This window comes from Geobacillus sp. LYN3 (assembly GCF_003064505.1).
GTDB classification, from domain to species: Bacteria; Bacillota; Bacilli; order Bacillales; family Anoxybacillaceae; genus Parageobacillus_B; species Parageobacillus_B toebii.
Genome location: NZ_QCWL01000004.1, coordinates 12,391 through 27,580 on the forward strand (window position 1 = coordinate 12,391; position 15,190 = coordinate 27,580).

At 43.8% G+C, this 15,190-nt stretch carries 30 protein-coding genes; 2 read left to right on the top strand and 28 right to left on the bottom strand.

The window, feature by feature from the left end; genetic code table 11:
• Window positions 1–18: 18 nt before the first annotated feature.
• The 28 genes from DCC82_RS15510 to DCC82_RS15625 all read right to left on the bottom strand — a co-directional run bounded on the left by DCC82_RS15510 (window position 19) and on the right by DCC82_RS15625 (window position 12,890).
• Window positions 19–519: a hypothetical protein gene (locus DCC82_RS15510; RefSeq protein ID WP_108430454.1), complete on the bottom strand. Its 501-nt coding sequence runs from the start codon at window positions 517–519 to the stop codon at window positions 19–21.
• Between the two features lie 117 nt (window positions 520–636).
• Complete coding sequence (locus tag DCC82_RS15515) at window positions 637–1,092, bottom strand: ArpU family phage packaging/lysis transcriptional regulator (protein ID WP_108430455.1); 456 nt, start codon at window positions 1,090–1,092, stop codon at window positions 637–639.
• 154 nt (window positions 1,093–1,246) lie between these two features.
• Window positions 1,247–1,600 carry a hypothetical protein gene (locus DCC82_RS15520; RefSeq protein WP_233253045.1) on the bottom strand — a complete coding sequence of 118 codons (354 nt, stop codon included), beginning with the start codon at window positions 1,598–1,600 and terminating at the stop codon, window positions 1,247–1,249.
• Window positions 1,600–1,737 carry a hypothetical protein gene (locus tag DCC82_RS17740; RefSeq protein ID WP_187252124.1) on the bottom strand — a complete coding sequence of 46 codons (138 nt, stop codon included), beginning with the start codon at window positions 1,735–1,737 and terminating at the stop codon, window positions 1,600–1,602. Before DCC82_RS17740 ends, DCC82_RS15520 begins: the two co-directional genes overlap by 1 nt.
• A gap of 15 nt (window positions 1,738–1,752) precedes the next feature.
• Window positions 1,753–2,361 (bottom strand): hypothetical protein, encoded by a 609-nt coding sequence (locus DCC82_RS15525; protein WP_108430456.1) that lies wholly within the window; start codon window positions 2,359–2,361, stop codon window positions 1,753–1,755.
• A gap of 5 nt (window positions 2,362–2,366) precedes the next feature.
• On the bottom strand, window positions 2,367–2,729 hold the full coding sequence (locus tag DCC82_RS15530; RefSeq protein ID WP_108430457.1) for a hypothetical protein: 363 nt from the start codon (window positions 2,727–2,729) through the stop codon (window positions 2,367–2,369).
• Window positions 2,726–3,028: a PDDEXK family nuclease gene (locus DCC82_RS15535; RefSeq protein WP_108430458.1), complete on the bottom strand. Its 303-nt coding sequence runs from the start codon at window positions 3,026–3,028 to the stop codon at window positions 2,726–2,728. Before DCC82_RS15535 ends, DCC82_RS15530 begins: the two co-directional genes overlap by 4 nt.
• A gap of 141 nt (window positions 3,029–3,169) precedes the next feature.
• Window positions 3,170–3,472: a hypothetical protein gene (locus DCC82_RS15540; RefSeq protein ID WP_108430459.1), complete on the bottom strand. Its 303-nt coding sequence runs from the start codon at window positions 3,470–3,472 to the stop codon at window positions 3,170–3,172.
• A 6-nt stretch (window positions 3,473–3,478) separates the two neighbouring features.
• Entirely contained in the window at window positions 3,479–3,934 is a 456-nt protein-coding gene (locus DCC82_RS15545; RefSeq protein ID WP_108430460.1) for a YopX family protein, read from the bottom strand.
• Window positions 3,935–3,943: 9 nt separating this feature from the next.
• Window positions 3,944–4,120 carry a hypothetical protein gene (locus DCC82_RS17745; protein ID WP_187252123.1) on the bottom strand — a complete coding sequence of 59 codons (177 nt, stop codon included), beginning with the start codon at window positions 4,118–4,120 and terminating at the stop codon, window positions 3,944–3,946.
• Between the two features lie 153 nt (window positions 4,121–4,273).
• Window positions 4,274–4,756, bottom strand: a complete 483-nt coding sequence (locus DCC82_RS15550) for a dUTP diphosphatase (RefSeq protein WP_108430461.1) — start codon at window positions 4,754–4,756, stop codon at window positions 4,274–4,276.
• A gap of 263 nt (window positions 4,757–5,019) precedes the next feature.
• A complete protein-coding gene (locus DCC82_RS17750) occupies window positions 5,020–5,187 on the bottom strand; it encodes a hypothetical protein (RefSeq protein ID WP_187252122.1) in 168 nt (55 codons plus the stop codon).
• 4 nt (window positions 5,188–5,191) lie between these two features.
• Complete coding sequence (locus DCC82_RS15555) at window positions 5,192–5,617, bottom strand: hypothetical protein (RefSeq protein ID WP_233253046.1); 426 nt, start codon at window positions 5,615–5,617, stop codon at window positions 5,192–5,194.
• Complete coding sequence (locus tag DCC82_RS15560) at window positions 5,592–6,845, bottom strand: replicative DNA helicase (protein WP_233253047.1); 1,254 nt, start codon at window positions 6,843–6,845, stop codon at window positions 5,592–5,594. The genes DCC82_RS15555 and DCC82_RS15560 overlap by 26 nt, the downstream gene beginning before the upstream one ends.
• The gene (locus DCC82_RS15565) at window positions 6,842–7,105 is read right to left on the bottom strand and encodes a replicative helicase loader/inhibitor (protein WP_108430463.1); all 264 of its coding nucleotides are present in this window, start codon (window positions 7,103–7,105) and stop codon (window positions 6,842–6,844) included. Before DCC82_RS15565 ends, DCC82_RS15560 begins: the two co-directional genes overlap by 4 nt.
• A complete protein-coding gene (locus tag DCC82_RS15570) occupies window positions 7,106–7,867 on the bottom strand; it encodes a DnaD domain protein (RefSeq protein WP_108430464.1) in 762 nt (253 codons plus the stop codon).
• Between the two features lie 4 nt (window positions 7,868–7,871).
• On the bottom strand, window positions 7,872–8,036 hold the full coding sequence (locus tag DCC82_RS17755; RefSeq protein WP_187252121.1) for a hypothetical protein: 165 nt from the start codon (window positions 8,034–8,036) through the stop codon (window positions 7,872–7,874).
• 11 nt (window positions 8,037–8,047) lie between these two features.
• Window positions 8,048–8,878, bottom strand: a complete 831-nt coding sequence (locus DCC82_RS15575; RefSeq protein WP_108430465.1) for an exodeoxyribonuclease X C-terminal domain-containing protein — start codon at window positions 8,876–8,878, stop codon at window positions 8,048–8,050.
• Window positions 8,875–9,354, bottom strand: coding sequence for a siphovirus Gp157 family protein (locus DCC82_RS15580; RefSeq protein ID WP_108430466.1), 480 nt, complete (start codon window positions 9,352–9,354; stop codon window positions 8,875–8,877). Before DCC82_RS15580 ends, DCC82_RS15575 begins: the two co-directional genes overlap by 4 nt.
• Window positions 9,351–9,539 (bottom strand): hypothetical protein, encoded by a 189-nt coding sequence (locus DCC82_RS15585; protein ID WP_108430467.1) that lies wholly within the window; start codon window positions 9,537–9,539, stop codon window positions 9,351–9,353. The genes DCC82_RS15580 and DCC82_RS15585 overlap by 4 nt, the downstream gene beginning before the upstream one ends.
• Before the next feature lie 108 nt (window positions 9,540–9,647).
• A complete protein-coding gene (locus tag DCC82_RS15590; RefSeq protein ID WP_108430468.1) occupies window positions 9,648–9,839 on the bottom strand; it encodes a YqaI family protein in 192 nt (63 codons plus the stop codon).
• Window positions 9,829–10,197, bottom strand: coding sequence for a hypothetical protein (locus DCC82_RS15595; RefSeq protein ID WP_108430469.1), 369 nt, complete (start codon window positions 10,195–10,197; stop codon window positions 9,829–9,831). The genes DCC82_RS15590 and DCC82_RS15595 overlap by 11 nt, the downstream gene beginning before the upstream one ends.
• 271 nt (window positions 10,198–10,468) lie before the next feature.
• Entirely contained in the window at window positions 10,469–10,633 is a 165-nt protein-coding gene (locus DCC82_RS17760) for a hypothetical protein (protein WP_187252120.1), read from the bottom strand.
• The gene (locus tag DCC82_RS15600; RefSeq protein ID WP_158268594.1) at window positions 10,630–10,995 is read right to left on the bottom strand and encodes a hypothetical protein; all 366 of its coding nucleotides are present in this window, start codon (window positions 10,993–10,995) and stop codon (window positions 10,630–10,632) included. The genes DCC82_RS17760 and DCC82_RS15600 overlap by 4 nt, the downstream gene beginning before the upstream one ends.
• Window positions 10,992–11,255 (bottom strand): hypothetical protein, encoded by a 264-nt coding sequence (locus DCC82_RS15605; protein ID WP_108430471.1) that lies wholly within the window; start codon window positions 11,253–11,255, stop codon window positions 10,992–10,994. The genes DCC82_RS15600 and DCC82_RS15605 overlap by 4 nt, the downstream gene beginning before the upstream one ends.
• Window positions 11,255–12,016 (bottom strand): ORF6N domain-containing protein, encoded by a 762-nt coding sequence (locus DCC82_RS15610; RefSeq protein ID WP_108430472.1) that lies wholly within the window; start codon window positions 12,014–12,016, stop codon window positions 11,255–11,257. The genes DCC82_RS15605 and DCC82_RS15610 overlap by 1 nt, the downstream gene beginning before the upstream one ends.
• 229 nt (window positions 12,017–12,245) lie before the next feature.
• A complete protein-coding gene (locus tag DCC82_RS15620; RefSeq protein ID WP_108430474.1) occupies window positions 12,246–12,425 on the bottom strand; it encodes a hypothetical protein in 180 nt (59 codons plus the stop codon).
• Between the two features lie 225 nt (window positions 12,426–12,650).
• Entirely contained in the window at window positions 12,651–12,890 is a 240-nt protein-coding gene (locus DCC82_RS15625) for a helix-turn-helix transcriptional regulator (RefSeq protein ID WP_199222362.1), read from the bottom strand.
• Window positions 12,891–13,037: 147 nt separating this feature from the next.
• On the opposite strand from DCC82_RS15625, the gene lexA reads away from it, so the two are divergent.
• The gene (gene lexA, locus DCC82_RS15630; protein ID WP_108430475.1) at window positions 13,038–13,652 is read left to right on the top strand and encodes a transcriptional repressor LexA; all 615 of its coding nucleotides are present in this window, start codon (window positions 13,038–13,040) and stop codon (window positions 13,650–13,652) included.
• 60 nt (window positions 13,653–13,712) lie between these two features.
• A complete protein-coding gene (locus tag DCC82_RS15635) occupies window positions 13,713–15,155 on the top strand; it encodes a recombinase family protein (protein WP_108430476.1) in 1,443 nt (480 codons plus the stop codon).
• Window positions 15,156–15,190: the final 35 nt, after the last annotated feature.

Here is a 15,190-nt window from a genome sequence, read left to right on the forward strand (position 1 = left end):
AGGAGAGAACTAAAAACATTAATTGTAACTTGCCATGCGTTTGGCGAACGAATCAGCTAAACGACCGCGTTTCATTTGTGCTTTCAACCATTCATAAGCGAATGTGCTTGCTAACAAATGACGATTCACACCTTTGCGAGATACGGCATAGTTTGTGCCGAAAAGTTCAATCCATGTTTTTGCTTCCGTTGTGTTCAAAAGTGCATCGAATGCTTCGATCAAATGAACTTTCTTTTCAGCACGGTAAGCATCATCTTTGTTGCTGAACACTTCGCTGGTTTCTAATTTAGCCGAATATTCTTTTACCATTTCATCGAGAACCGCAACCGCTTTTTCACGGATGTCGTTCGCCCAAGCCACTTGTTTTGCTGTACCTTTCAATTCCGGCAACGCTTTTTTAACCATTTTTTTCGCCTCCGCCCATACGATTTTTAATGCTAATGCCATCCGAGCAACCCAATCACCAATGAATGTTTTTGCTAGTTTGACTGCTTTTTTCATGATCTCACGTTTGTTCATCGTTCTCTCCTCCTGTCTTGAATTTAACCTTTCTGATTATATTATAACTCATTCTGTCTAAAATTCAAGACATTTAATAAAAATTTTTGCGATTTTTTCAAAAAAATAAAAAGACACCTACACAGGTGCCTCTTCTTTGTACACTTCGATTCGTAGCGCAAAAGCCAGTTTATAAAACGCCTTCTCACGGATACGGTAAAACTTCGATTCGCTGATTCCCATTTCGTTGTATACCTCATAATCATAAGGCTCTTCCAGTGTCATATATCGCTTAATAATCAATTCCCGTTCCATCTTGTTCAATCGATTCACCGCGCGGCGTATTCTCTCCATGTGCTCGTCACGTTCTCGTTCGAAGTCCGCTTTTTTGATCGCCGCATCTTCCGTAGACGAATGAAACGCATTTGTCTGCGACGGCGGCACAAGTGAATATGTCTGTGTTACGCGCGGGAGATACTCGTCTGGCACGGTCAACATGTACATCCGATATTTTTCAAGCGCTGCCTCGACTGCTTCTTTTGTTTTCTCGCCGTCAACATCGCGAAGGAATGACATCTGTTTATACTTTACCAACCGGACCACTCCTGTTATAATATTGTCAAGGATTCCCATTGTTCACCGTCTATTCACCGTCATTGACCGGGAGAAGTCCGGTCTTTTTTTATTTAGGTCCGGACCTTATAATTTACAATTCTGCGTTGCTGTCGGATCATATTGATTAACAAGCTTATATCCTTGCAGCTGATACTTTCTGACTTTCCATTTTCGTTTCGTTCTGACTTCCTTGTGTGTTTTCGGGTGGCGCAAGATGTAGATCATTCCGTTCCCTCCTTTCCCTCATAAAATCAAGAAAATGTTCACGAATTTTCCATGCTATCTTTTCACCGATTCCCGGGATTTCCTCAATCTTCCCAAGCCATTCCAGCATGAGTTTTGTGTCTAACTCATTTTGACGCTTTGCTCCGGCATTAAATCCGTTATTCCACGCTTGCATGACTTGTTCCGCCACTTTTTCGTTTTGACGGGCAAGGAAAGCAATCGTTTCCCTGCCGCGTTCGATCTTCCTCAACATCTTGCCCATCACATCACCAGCTTCCAACCCTTTTTGATACGGCTATCCAGCTCGTATTTTTTCAGTGGTTCATATCGATAAACAGCTTGTCCATCTTCACGACGATAAAGCAGATACCATTTCGCCTGGCGCTTTCTCTTCTTCATAGACAACCCCCGTTTCTAAGCCCCGTAAACGTCGATATGGAGCTTTTGCAGTGCGTATAGTCTTAAACCCTTCACCTCTTGTTCCAAACGCATCAGATCGGCAAAATAGCGCTCATTTTTGGCTGTCAGTTCGTCGTTCGCCTCTTTTAATCTTTGAATCTGATTTTCTAGCAGTAAATTTTCTTTTTGCAATCTCTCTTTGTCTGACATCACCGTTTCAAACATCTCTTTCCAATGCTCGACTTCTTTGTCCTTTTGCTCCGCTTCTTGAACAAGCTTTTCGTAATCCTTTGATAACTCATCGTATTTCGTCTTGTAATCAACATTGATGTATTTCACTTCAAATGGTTGCTTCAATTTCAATTCCTCTAGCTGCCGTTTCAATTCATCCCGTTCCGCAACGACTTCCTCATATTTCGCATAAGCAATCACCTTTGGCTTTTGTACCTGCTCCACGTCTTTTACCTCCTTCAAAATATCATTAAGATTCTCACCGGCGCGTAACCTTTCCAACTGCTCTGGTGTCAGCTGATATGTTTTGACGCTCATATCAATATTGTGCGGACGGTTGCCAAATCGTGGCGGTCCCATGCGAGAGGGAGAAATTTTCGTCAAGGTTGCCATCCTACTCACCCCCTGTTTTGCCTTGCAATCTCAAAAACTCGATTTCTATCATCGAGTGATCGCCATATCCAATGTTTTCCCTTTTTCTCGTACAGATCGAACCAATACGGTTCAAAGTCCGAACGTTGAACATATCCTGCTTGCGTACGACCATCTGCATACAACCACACATGAACCCACAAATACTCGTCATTGCGCTGAATGATCGCTGAATAGTCCTCTTGTTTGCCGTCCTTCCAATTCCATTCGTATGTCTTGGTGTATCCGATCGCTTCCCAGCCGGGGAAAGCGCTCTGTATCCTGTTCAATATGTCGGGATCAGCTATCTGGCCATCATCAATAAAATCAAAAACCGTCAGTTGGCTCATGTGTCCCTCAACCCCATTAGTTCTTTGAGTTTATCCAGCGTCATGCAGATGATCCATTCTTTCCGATCCGCCCGAAACGCCACCATGTCGGGATTGGACTGCTCTAGCCAATCGTATAGCTGTTTCATGCCGCTTTTTCTCCGTTTCACTTCCACACGCCAACCGTTCGGCAGAATGACATCATTTCCGTATTCCCCACCCATACTGCCGGACAACGGTACACGTTTAGCGCCGGGGATAAGGGAGACGAGCTCCCGTTCCCCGTTGTATCCTTTGCGTTTGGATTTTCTACCGCTCATACTTTCCCCTCTCGTATATCCTGAATGATGCTGTCAAAGATTTTTATAGCGATTTCGCATGTTTTCTTGTCATCGTCTGATTTTGCGCCGGATAGCAGTGTAGCAACGGTTTGCTTGCGTGATTCTAAATACTCGATGAATTTATTGCCCGTTCTTCCCCACCACCTCATACAAACTAGCCAATTCCGCTCGTAACCATTTCAACCGTCTTTCGTGTTTCCGGCGTTTCTTGCTGTGTTTGGTGTATTTGAGTAATTGCTCTAACCTTTGTATTTCCTGCTCGTATTGCGGAATTAGGATTGGCGCTCTCATAGCTTTATACAATTCTGAAATGATTGGTCTAAAACGCTCGATGATTTCGTTCGTAATTTCTGCAAAATTCCTTCCCCATGTTCTTGTTATCACTTTCGCTAATTTTACAATTTTTTCTTTAGAATCGCTCATTCTTCTTCACCCAATAAGGTAATGATGTTCATGCCTATTCCCAACAACCTTGAATTCCAAATGATGTTGCAAAACAACGCCCAAAAATTCATAATCTTCGATGTCGATCTCTATTTCCTCCCACTCACCTGTGTAATTGACATGTTCAACGCTTGTCGGTTCCTTTGGATACCATTTGTCGATCACAAACGCCCCTTCTATATGCTCAACTACTGTCCGGCAAATAACTCCATTCGAATCCTTGACTTCTAAAATATCATCGGCATAAATTTCTTTGCCGTCACTGTCTTTGAATCCGGTGTATAGCATGATGATGCTATTTGGATAATAATCAAATTGGTCGAAGTCATGGGCATTTACCGGTATTTGATAAGGGATACCACCATCACTTTCTGGTGTAATGCCAACACCGTAAATCATTGTTTCACTATCTTTATCCCATACACGTATTTTGATTTGCATTCTCCCACCTCACAACAACGCCCGTAATTCCTCGATAAACCGCTGTTTCTGCAATATCACCTGTTCACAAACGATGTATAACGTCTCGTCTTTTGTGCTTCGCTTCGTTTCCAGTAATCTTTCAATCTCTTGTTCTTGTTTCCGTATGAGTTGCTGTATCTGTTCCTGTATTTGTTCTTTTGTCATTTCAAATCCTTCACCTCATGTTCTACTTTGCATTCGGTACATACGGCAATCAGTCCGTTTTCTGTTTTCTTAATTCGGAAAGCCGTATTACTGCACGGCTTCCCTTCGCTATTTTTTGTCAGACAAATAAGGAATTCGCGCATACGCTACACCTCAATATCCACGTTCTTGCCGCGCGTAGTTCTCGGCATGTTTTCTCATATATGCCGCTTCAAGCTCGTGCTGTGTGAAACCGAGCATTTCTATCAGTCCAGCGAATACATCTAGTGATGCTTTCCACATCGTTTTCACATGCGCCAATCTTGCATACTCGTGCAACATCATAAACTGTCTGTGTAACAGAATGGCTTTTGTAGGGATAATGATTATGTCATCCTCGTTTGCGCCAATGTCATTGCCGATGGACAGAAGAAAATGCAGCACGTCTGCGGCTTCTTCCAAGATTGTTTCTCGCGACGACGGGCCCTTGTTGCTCCAAAACTTAAAACAGCGTGTCTCGTTTGCCAATTCGCCGATTTCGACGAGAAGCGCAAGGATTTTCTTTGCAAGCCGATCTTCACCTGGTTTCCGCGGATGCTCTTTTTCGATGTGTTCGTCAAGCTGGCGTTGCAGTTCAAACAGTTTAGCTAAATTCAACGTTTTTCACCTCGTTAGTTTTAATCTCGTTACGCGAAAACTAAATACGCCAAAACAACAAGGAGAACTACTATTCCTAGTACACATACAATTGCTGTAGCCGTCAAAAAGACGTCCCATAATCGGTTCATCTCATTCCCTCCAGCTAGGCTTATAGACGCCTGTTTTTGCCCTGTACGGCGTTTTTCTCGCTTTCGAATACTTTCCTATTACCCTCGCAAGAAAAACGCCATACGGGCTATAATTTGAAGAATTCGAGCGTGTTAGTTTTTTAACCTTGCTAGCGCAAGCACATGGCGCAACGTGTAGTAGTCCAAATCGTAAACGGATTGCCCGTCGTATTCACGGATTCCACGATCAAGTAGCTGACGAATCATCATTTGGCGTTTCAATTCCCTCGTGATTTGAACTTTTTCGTAGAGGATTCCCATCGCCTTACCTCCTTTCATAAAATCCGGCCAGCGCCGGGAAATGGCTATGCTCTTTCTTCATATCTCGAAACGTGAGAAATTCCTGTCCCCGTGACATCGGAAAATCTAACGGGTATTCGTGACAGTTGTATGGCTTTCGTTTAAACTTCTGCCGGAAAAACTGAATCGCTTCTTCCTCATTCGCTGCGAATATGAAAGCAAAACGTTTATCATCATACTTGAGAGAGAAAATTTTTATATCGCTGAATCCCAATTGGTTTTGCAAAATCATTGCTGCGACCTTCTCGTGATCGGCTTGTGTAAAATCGATCGTGTCGGCATCATCCTCGAGGGACACTTTCCCTTCTTGGAGCAGATGTAATATGTAATGGGCTAGTGTCTTTTCCTCATATCGGATGCTCTCCTCATACAGCTCTCTGACCGTAATCATCGATAATCTCTCCTGTGTGTTCGTTGTATTTGACACGTACGGTTCCGACTGGACCGTTCCGATTTTTTGCGATGATAAGCTCTAACGTGTCGTCGTCCGTTTCCTTGCTGTAGTACTTCTCGCGATATAGGAAGATGATGAGGTCTGCGTCTTGTTCCACGCTTCCCGATTCGCGAATATCGGACATCACTGGACGCTTGTCCGCTCGTTGTTCAACCGAACGGTTCAGCTGCGCCAGTGTGATAACCGGACAGTTAAATTCCTTCGCCATTGCCTTGAGACTTTTCGAAATCTCCGTCACCTGCAAATGTGCGCTGCCGCCGTAAAAATTCGCTGGCCGTATCAAAGTCAAATAATCTATGAATATCACAGGCTTTTTGTCTGGAAAGCTATGAATCATTTTCCTTGTTTTCGCTCGCATTTCCATGATGGTTTGGCCAGCACCGTCAAAAATCTGAATGTTGGTGTCCGCTACTCTTCCAATGATGGTCGGCCACATTTTTTTCTGTTCATCCGTTAGCCCTTTGTAAAGGTTCCGCATCTTCATTCGATTGAATCGGCCAGTTGAGGCGATCAAACGGTCCGTGATGCTTCTGCTCGGCATTTCAAGTGAAAACACAATCGGCAAATATCCTTGCCATCCGGCTTGTTTAGCTAAGTGAATCATGACATCCGTTTTTCCCATTGAAGGACGCGCCGCAATCACCGTGACTTCTCCGTCCTGAAATCCGTTCGTTGTTCTATCCAATTGAGCGATGCCAGTTGGAACGCCTCTTCTCGTTTCTTGCGGTTGCCAAGGCGCTTCGTAAATATCGGCCAGTAAGTCAGTTATGGAAGCATGGTCATCCATTTTTGCTTCGTTGATCGCGTCTAGCGATGTGATGACTTTCCCGATCTCCCATCCTTCTTGGATTGCTCGCGTTAGGATATTGTTTTTCTCCCGTTCCTTCCAGGCTTCTAAAACAAGCTCCTCGTATTCTTCGATTTTTTCGGCATCGGCAAAGGAAGCAAGCTCGTTAATGTATGAGATGCCACCAAGTTGATCTAAATTGGGAGCCGTCGATAAGGTGACAACATCGACGGGCTTCCCTTTTCTAACGAGCTGCAACATGATTTTGAAAAGCTTTTGGTGGCGAATATCTTCTAACTGCTCTGGCTTTAGCGTCGTATCTTTTAGCAAGTAATTGTTTTTTATAAATGTTCCCAGTAGCGCTTTTTCTGCAATCATGCCCAATCTTCCCCAGCATTGATGTCATACATTAGGTCGTCGTGGTATGGCGGGACTTTTTCTTTTTGTTCCCGCAAATCCGCGACGGTAGGAGGGAATTTCTTCTCTTTCACATGAGCCTTCACGCGCTCCATGACCGCGTTAGCATCTTGGTCCTGCAAAAACTCGTGCCATATATCCAGCTTTTCCGATGACACTTCAAAATTCGGATAGACATTCGCAAGGATTTTAAACACTGTCTTTAGTTGGTCCCGTGTCATCTATAACGCCTCCCAATCGATTTCAGACACTTTTGCTTTTCCAACTCTGCGTTTAGTTTGTTTGTCAAACTTCTCGTTATATTCCCTAACCGCATCTAAAGTGAATAGCCCGAGATAATGTAAGTCTTTAAGGATTTTAGAAACATAACTTGCTGGATTTCTAGGCATTTGTAGCTTTGCTCTTTTAATTGCTTCACAAATGATTGCTTCTGGCTCTACAAATTGGCTTTTATCAATCAAATCTTTAAATTCTTGTTCCAATATCGCTGGTGGACGATAACCGAATGCTTGTTCAAATTCTAAAAACGGATTGGGCTTGCCTATATCATCATCATTTATTTCTTTATTATTTAGTAAGTTATTATTTAGTTCTTTATTATTTAGTAGTGACGGATTTTCCGTTGACGGTTTTTCCGTTAACGGATTTTCCGTTGACGGATTTTCCGTTGACGGATTTTCAGTCAACGGTGAAACCGGACGTTCAAGTACGATGTATCGATTGTTAGAGAATTTCCCTTTTTCTCTTGTCTGCTCTTTAATGATGTAGCCGTTCTCTTGTAGTTCTTTGATGATGTTTTTCGTTGAATCGCGGCCGTTTGTACTCCTGTTCTTCAAATCATCTATGCGGAAAACCCAATCATTCGGCATTGACAACATATATGCCAGAAGCCCTTTGGCTTGCCACGATAGCCTTTTGTCTTTTAGAAATCCCTTGTCTAACACGACATAGTTATCTTTCTTCTCAACACGGAAAATACTCATGTTGTCACTCCTTTTTAACGCAAATCACATATCGCCCTTCAATCCTCACCGGCTTTAAGCCGGGATGGCTGCTCTTGATATATCCCTTGATGTAGGCGATGTAGAGTTTCTTGTTGCCAGCAGCCATCCATTTGTAGCAATGTGGAATTGCGATGCGGTATTCCAACATGATGATTCACCTTACATATCGAAAGGCAAATCCTCATCGCTGATTTCAATTACTTCACCATCGAATGGGTCGATATTATCCGGCTGCGGTTCCGGTTGTGATGCTTGTTGCTCTGCTTGCTGCTGTTGTGCTTGTTTTTGCTGCGCTTGTTGTCTTACCGCCTCAAACATCAGCTCAATGCCCTTCTTGATGACTGGATCAGTTCTATCCTGTTTGAGTAACCATTCGAGATAGTCCGGCTGTGTCTTATAAATTTCCTTCAATGTCTTACCTTTGTATTTGCCAAAAGATAGCTTGATCTGTGCTGCATCTTGTGCTGTCATTGTTTCGACTTGCTCCGTTAGCACGAATTCCTGCATGTCCTCGATGTCTTGAGTAAAGATTTCGGAAAGGCTTGCTAGTGTCAATGTTGCGTCAATTTGTGCACGTTTTTTGGCCATTTTCAGGCAAGTATTTGCCAGTGTGTACGGGTCCTGATTGATATATTTCTTTTCCTTTGTGTTGCAATGGCCGACGCCTTCGGTGATTTTCATGCCGTTTTTGTAGACGATACAGCGAACCGTGAAAGCAAAGAAGCCTTTTTCATAATCCTGTACGCGTTCGATGACCTCGTATTCACTAGTAACTCCGAGCAACATTTGAATTTTTTCTGCGCCGGGCTTTAGTAGTGTCGGCTTGCTTGTGCCAGGGATCACGCCGTAGTCATGACCTGCTTTCAACGTGTTTTGAACGACGGCTTGGAACTGATTGATTTTCGCAAGCGTTGATTGAACAGTATTTATATCAACGCTCTCGATGATCGACAGAGAATTGGTTTGTTGTTTTGCGACTAGCTCACTCATCTTATCCGAACCCCTTTCGTTTGTTTAAGAACTACTCCAGGCACCTCTTCACCATTTTTCAACCGTTCGAGAATGGATTTTTTATCGATCTTGGCCGGTTGAGGGATGAAGAAGTCTTCTGGGATGAGCGTTTCGTCGATAATGTCCACCGACGGCGGATTCTTTTGGATCGCCACCGTAATCGTCGGGCGTTTCACTTTGTCGATGCCAGCGATCTCCAATTGTTCTTGTAGGTACGTTTTCAACCGTTCCACTTTGTTTTCAATGACTTGTCGGCGCTCTGCCAATCGCTTTTCTTCGTCGCGGATAACTTTGACGTCCGCCTCAAGATTGCGGATGAGCTTGGCGATGTTTTCTGCTTTGTCCTCGATCGCCTCCTGCAGTGCTTCTAATGTATCTACAATCGCATCGGTATCCATTTCCTCGGCCATTTCCAACAGCTTGGCGTAATTTTCGGTCAGTTCGTATAATTTCATGACATTCCCCTCCTAAAATTTTGACGTTGTGCGTTGAGTTCCAGGTATTTGTGATATTGTTGCGCGTTTTGAAACTGAAAAACAGGTCTGCCTGATTTGTTAAACGTAATTTGTCCGCCTGCTTGAGATAACCGCCATTGATCGAACCGATCGGAACTGTATGGAATAGTGATCTTCCCTGCCATCTTCTCCACCTCCATTTGATTTTTGGCGGCGATTCCTGTACTATGTAGGTAGCTGTTTCAAGGGAATCACCATTGCGTGCGCCTCACTCCATCCAGTGAGGCGTTTTTTCATTCTGCAATTTTGCGTGTAGCGCCTAACACTTGAATGAGATACTGATGAATGTTTTCTTCAAGAACGATCTCCCCGTCTGGAAACTCATAGATAACATCGCCGTAAAGAATCTCGTCGTTGAAAGCGTCAATTCCCCAATGAGGGCTTTTAAGCCGAACCGGACGAGTCATCGGATTTTCAACTTGCATGGATTCTCCCCCTTTGTGCATTGAGTTTTGCGAGCTTTTGCCTAACGGCATCGTAGGACCGACCTAATCTTTTGGCCATCTCTATTCTTGTCATCCGATGTTGATTCATGAGAACGAATTCCTCTTCTTCTTTCGTCCATGGCCGCATCACAAGCGTTTTCTTTTTCTGCTCTTGCTTTGACGCCGGCTTTGGCTGTCCAGCTAATTTCTTCCCTAGCTCTTGCATCTGCTGTCCGATCGGGCAACCAGGGCAAACGTGAATACTGGCGTTTGTTTTGCGCCGATACTGACACCCTTCACAACGATCGAGCAGTCCGATGATCTGCAACCGAATGAGTTTTTTCTCCTCCCGTGTCATACTTGTCCCTCCTTTCGCATAGAGTAAAAACAGACGTCGTGGCGTGACCGTCACATGTATTTTGGCGCGGCTCCCTTTTTCAGGATCGTCGCCCGCTCCGCTCGGTCTGCTGATGTGCTAGTGCACATCGTCAAAGGCGAGAACGTTGATAACCGGGGGATAAAGTCATCGCAACATTCCCACCCTTGACGACAGGCACTAGGCCTGCCTTGTGAAAGGGAGAGGAAATATGGTATACTACAATTGATTGCGATGGTTCTGGTGGCTAGTGTTAGGCACTAGCCGTTTTTTCTTTTCGTAAAAAGCGTTTGTAAAGCTCTTCTTTCGCTTTTAACTCCGTTGCCATTAACATTGCTTGATTTTCGCGCATTTCTTCACACAATCTACGAACCTCTGAAACTTTCATTAATCTACTTGCAGAAAAACAGATATTCATCGTTCATTCACCTCCAATGCGTTTTTAGCGTGATACAAAGCAGCAGCAAATTTTTCTTTATCACTAAAGTTTGTGAAAAACTCTAAATCCTCGATGTTTTCTAACGCTTTCTTGTACTTTTCAGCTTTTTCCTTTTCATTCACGTACTTGCGCATCCAGAATGATTTTTGTCGTTCCAACTCTTGTGTTAACCAATCAATTTTTTGGCACAAATCTGCAAGCACATTAGCTGTTTCTTCTTCCTCGTAATCTACTAACTTAACAATCTCCTTTTTCAATTGCTTTGAAATTTCATAGTCCCCGCCTCGACAAGCATGTTCAAATTCGTTGAGTAGATCGTGAAAATTGTGAATGTCCATCACTCATTCCCCTTTCTCATAATGAATGCAATATCAACACCGCGTTCTTTCATCATCTCAACGACCTGGAGCAGTTTGTCATGCTCCTCTTTCCGTTTGATAAGCTCGTCCAAATCGCGTTTGCAGCGCAAGAACTCTTTTACCCACTTCTCCGCTGCGTTTAAGTCACGCCCAAACTGCGCTACACGAGCGCGGGCAAGGCAATAGTCGCAACATTCCAGGAGTTCATTGGCATGTTGAAGGTCGCCTGGGAGGACGTTCATCACGAAACACCTCCCAGTGCTTTCGCTAAACGGATTGCCGGAACCAACAAATTTAACTCTTCCACGATGTCGATTGGCTTAACGTTTTTATCCCCTTTCGCTCTCCGATTTTCTACACGGCGCTTAATATCGATGTGATATTGAGCACCAAGCAAGTCATAAACCTTGTTGTACGCCTCGTCAAAGCCGATCTGCTCCCGTTTTGATAAAGCACGCACCGCGTCATTGAATTGTTTTCGTAACGGCATATTTACATCGACAAGCCCGCGTTTTAAGTCCGTTACTTCATTGGAAGTGGCCGCAATCTTCTGTTTTGCTTCGTCAGCTTCCTTCTTAACAACCGCTAATTCTTGCTCTAGTTGCTTTTGTCTAAGTTCTAGTGAGACCAACGCTTGCAGTTGAGGACTCAACATCTGAATGTTGATCGCATTCTCCTTCACCCTGTAATACTCATCCACTAATCGCTCGTATGCTTCCCAGGCTTCGTCGGTGTTGAGTGATTTCGCGTGCAACCATGCACCTTTTTCGGTCCATAAGTAGAGTACTGTTGCATTTTTCGAACCATCCGCAATTTGCGTACGGTTTAAAAACTCTTGTTTTTCCGAACCTTGTAACGCAAAATAGTGTTTACCGAGCTTAAAACGATCTTTGTTACGGTTAAAATTTTCGGAAATCCGTCTGTTATCCGTACCGTAATACTCAGCTAACTGGGAAGTTGTCAAAACCCGTTGGCCGTTTTGCTCAATTACCTTTAGATGCATTTCGTTTCCCCTCCACTGTATTAATGAATTTGATTAACTCTCTGTTTTTGTGTTTATACGCAAGCTGTTTCAACGCTTTGAGTGATATAAGCCAATGACCGTTGTAATAGGTGAATTCACTGTCTGGAATATCTTTGAAAACCGGGTACATCTTTTTGTATTCGGCAAGACTTACGGGATCGGACATTATCTCACCTCGCTTGTCCACTTTTTCGCCAAAAGGAATGCCCTAGAGGGCAGCTGGATCATATTCCCGATCGATGCGCTCATGCAATTCGCGCTTGAACCGCATCACTTCCTCATGCATGCTACGGTCGCGGTTTTTCATCACTTCCGCGACTGTGCGTGTGTAGAACGAAATCGCCTCCTCAAGCTTGGCGAAGTCATACGCGTTAGGAAGTTTTTGCATTTGTTGTCACCTCCTTTGTTCTGATTTGCTCCCACGTCAACTCGCTACGCTCAATTTTGGCGACGATTCGCGGGACGGATGTACGGAGAAAAAACGTGTAGATGCGCTTCATCGTTTCACGGGATGGTTGATTCACTTTTATCAGCCCCTTCTCAAGAAATGTATTTACCGTAAATGGTTTTGCTTATCGTATTCATTTGCACACCTCACTTTCACAATTAACAGTCAAGCTGTTTCATTTCTCTTACTACACTTAAAGTGTAGTTCTGGTTTAAAAAAAATTATATTATCAATTGGAATGTCAACAATTTCAGCGAATAAAAACGCTTTATCAATTCGAAAAGCACGCTTGTATTGCTCATAATCAACATAAGTACGCTTTGTCATGCCAAGCATTTTAGCGATCTGATCTTGCGTTAAACCGCGATGTTTTCTTGCTTGTTCTAACGTGAATTTAATATCCAATTCTCCCACCTCCTTCTGATTCAATCCTACTACACTTCAAGTATAGTTGTCAACCAAAAGTTTCACTTTTGGTATATTTTTTTTTACAAATCTTGAATATAACTATACTTATAATTTATATTATTGTTTGAAAGGAGGTGAAGAAAATTGCACATAGGGAAGAGAATAAAAAAATTGAGAAAAGAAAAAAAGATGACTCAAGAAGATTTAGCTAAAATACTTGGTGTTAAGCCAACGGCAGTATCAGCTTGGGAGTCGGGAAGAAATAAACCTCTTATGGACAAGGTCGGGTTAATGGCCCAATATTTCGACGTCCCTATCTCATATTTCTTCGAGGAGGACAAGCTGGAAGAAAAGACAATTCCTATTAAGAGGTTTGCGAAACTCCCTATCGTCGGGGCGATTAGTTGTGGGAATGGTGTCATTGCCTACGAAGATATTCAAGGATATGAAGAAGTACCAGGCAGCTGGTTGAATGGCGGAGAATATTTCTTGCTTGAAGCCAAAGGCGACTCCATGATCGGTGCTCGAATCATGGACGGCGACTTACTCCTTATCCGTCGGCAAAATGATGTGGATAACGGAGAAATCGCCGCCGTATTGATTGATGATGAAATTGTGCTGAAAAGAGTATACAAGACGGATGATACTATTATTCTACAAAGTGAAAATCCGGCATACAAGCCGATTGTCGTCCGGCCGGAGGATGCAAAGAATGTAAGGATCATAGGCAAACTGAAAAAAGTAGTCCTAAATTTCTAGCGCTAGAAATTTAGACGGGCGGGCGACGGCTCGCCCATCTTTTTTTAGGAGGGAACAGGTATGCGAACCGCATTGTATATCCGAGTGAGCACGGAAGACCAAGCGCGGGATGGGTATTCCATTCAAATGCAAAAGGAAAAACTTCACGCCTATTGTGTTTCGCAAGGCTGGGACATTGAAGGATTTTATATTGATGACGGCTACAGCGCAAAGGACTTGGAACGGCCGGCGATGAAACGGATGATCGAAAACATCAAACAAGGGCTGATTGATTGCGTGTTGGTGTATCGCCTCGATCGCCTCACTCGTTCCGTTTTGGATTTGCATAACCTACTGAAATTATTTGATGAACACGACTGCAAGTTCAAGTCGGCAACCGAAGTCTACGATACCACCACTGCCACCGGGCGCATGTTTATTACGTTCGTTGCCGCGCTTGCCCAGTGGGAACGGGAGAACACGGCAGAACGTGTGAAAGCCAACATGCAACAAATGGTTCATGAAGGAAAATACCCGGGTGGGAAAGTGAATTTTGGGTATCGACTAGAAGAAAAAAAGATTGTCATTGATGAGCAGGAAGCCGCTATTGTCCGCAAGATGTTCGATCTATACCTTGAGGGAAACGGCGATAACCGGACTGCCACCCTTCTAAATCGCATGGGGCATCGGACAAGGTTGGGCAGAATGTGGACAGGCAAGCAAGTTCGCGACATTCTAACCAATCAAGTGTATATCGGGCGTTTTTTCTATATGGATGAGTACCATGACGGCATCATCCCGCCGATCATAGAACGCGAGAAGTTTGAAACAGCGCAGAAGATGAGGGAGGGAAGGAGAGGGAAGCATCCAAGACAAGTCGCGAGCGATTATATCTTCTCCGGCGTTCTGCGATGCGCTCGTTGCGGCCGCGTGATGCCAGGCAAGCTATCCAATCACACAAAGAAAAACGGCATTTATGCTCGCAGGAAATACACATGTCGGGGCACTTTCACAAAATTGTGTGACATGCCTATGCTGGATGAACAAGCGATCGAGGAGGTGTTTTTGCGATATATTCGAGAGATGCGCGACGCTTCGGCCGCGTCCGAGGTAGCCGCATCGTATGAACAAGACAGCGGTCACATCAGCCGACAAATACAAGATATTGAAACACAACTGGATGAAATTAAGAAGCGCCGGAAACGATTGCAGTTGGCATTTGCAAATGAAGTGATCTCGCTTGAGGAGTTGAAAGAGCTGACCAGTGAGGACCGGAAAATTGAGAAGGAACTGCAAAACAAGCTGGAGGAATTGAAGGGACAAGAGGAATCCGGCGAGCTTTCGCCTCAAGAACTAACTGAGATTCTGATGCAGTTCGAGGAAAACTGGAATCACCTGTCGGACAAAGAGAAAAAGAATCTTGTCAGCATGTTCATAAAGGAAATATATGTCCAGGCGGAAAACACTAGGCCGAATAGATGGAGAAAACGGAAAGTGTGGATTGAGCGTGTGGAATTTATGTAATTCTACACACTCTTTTTTATTACGTTCGGATTTCC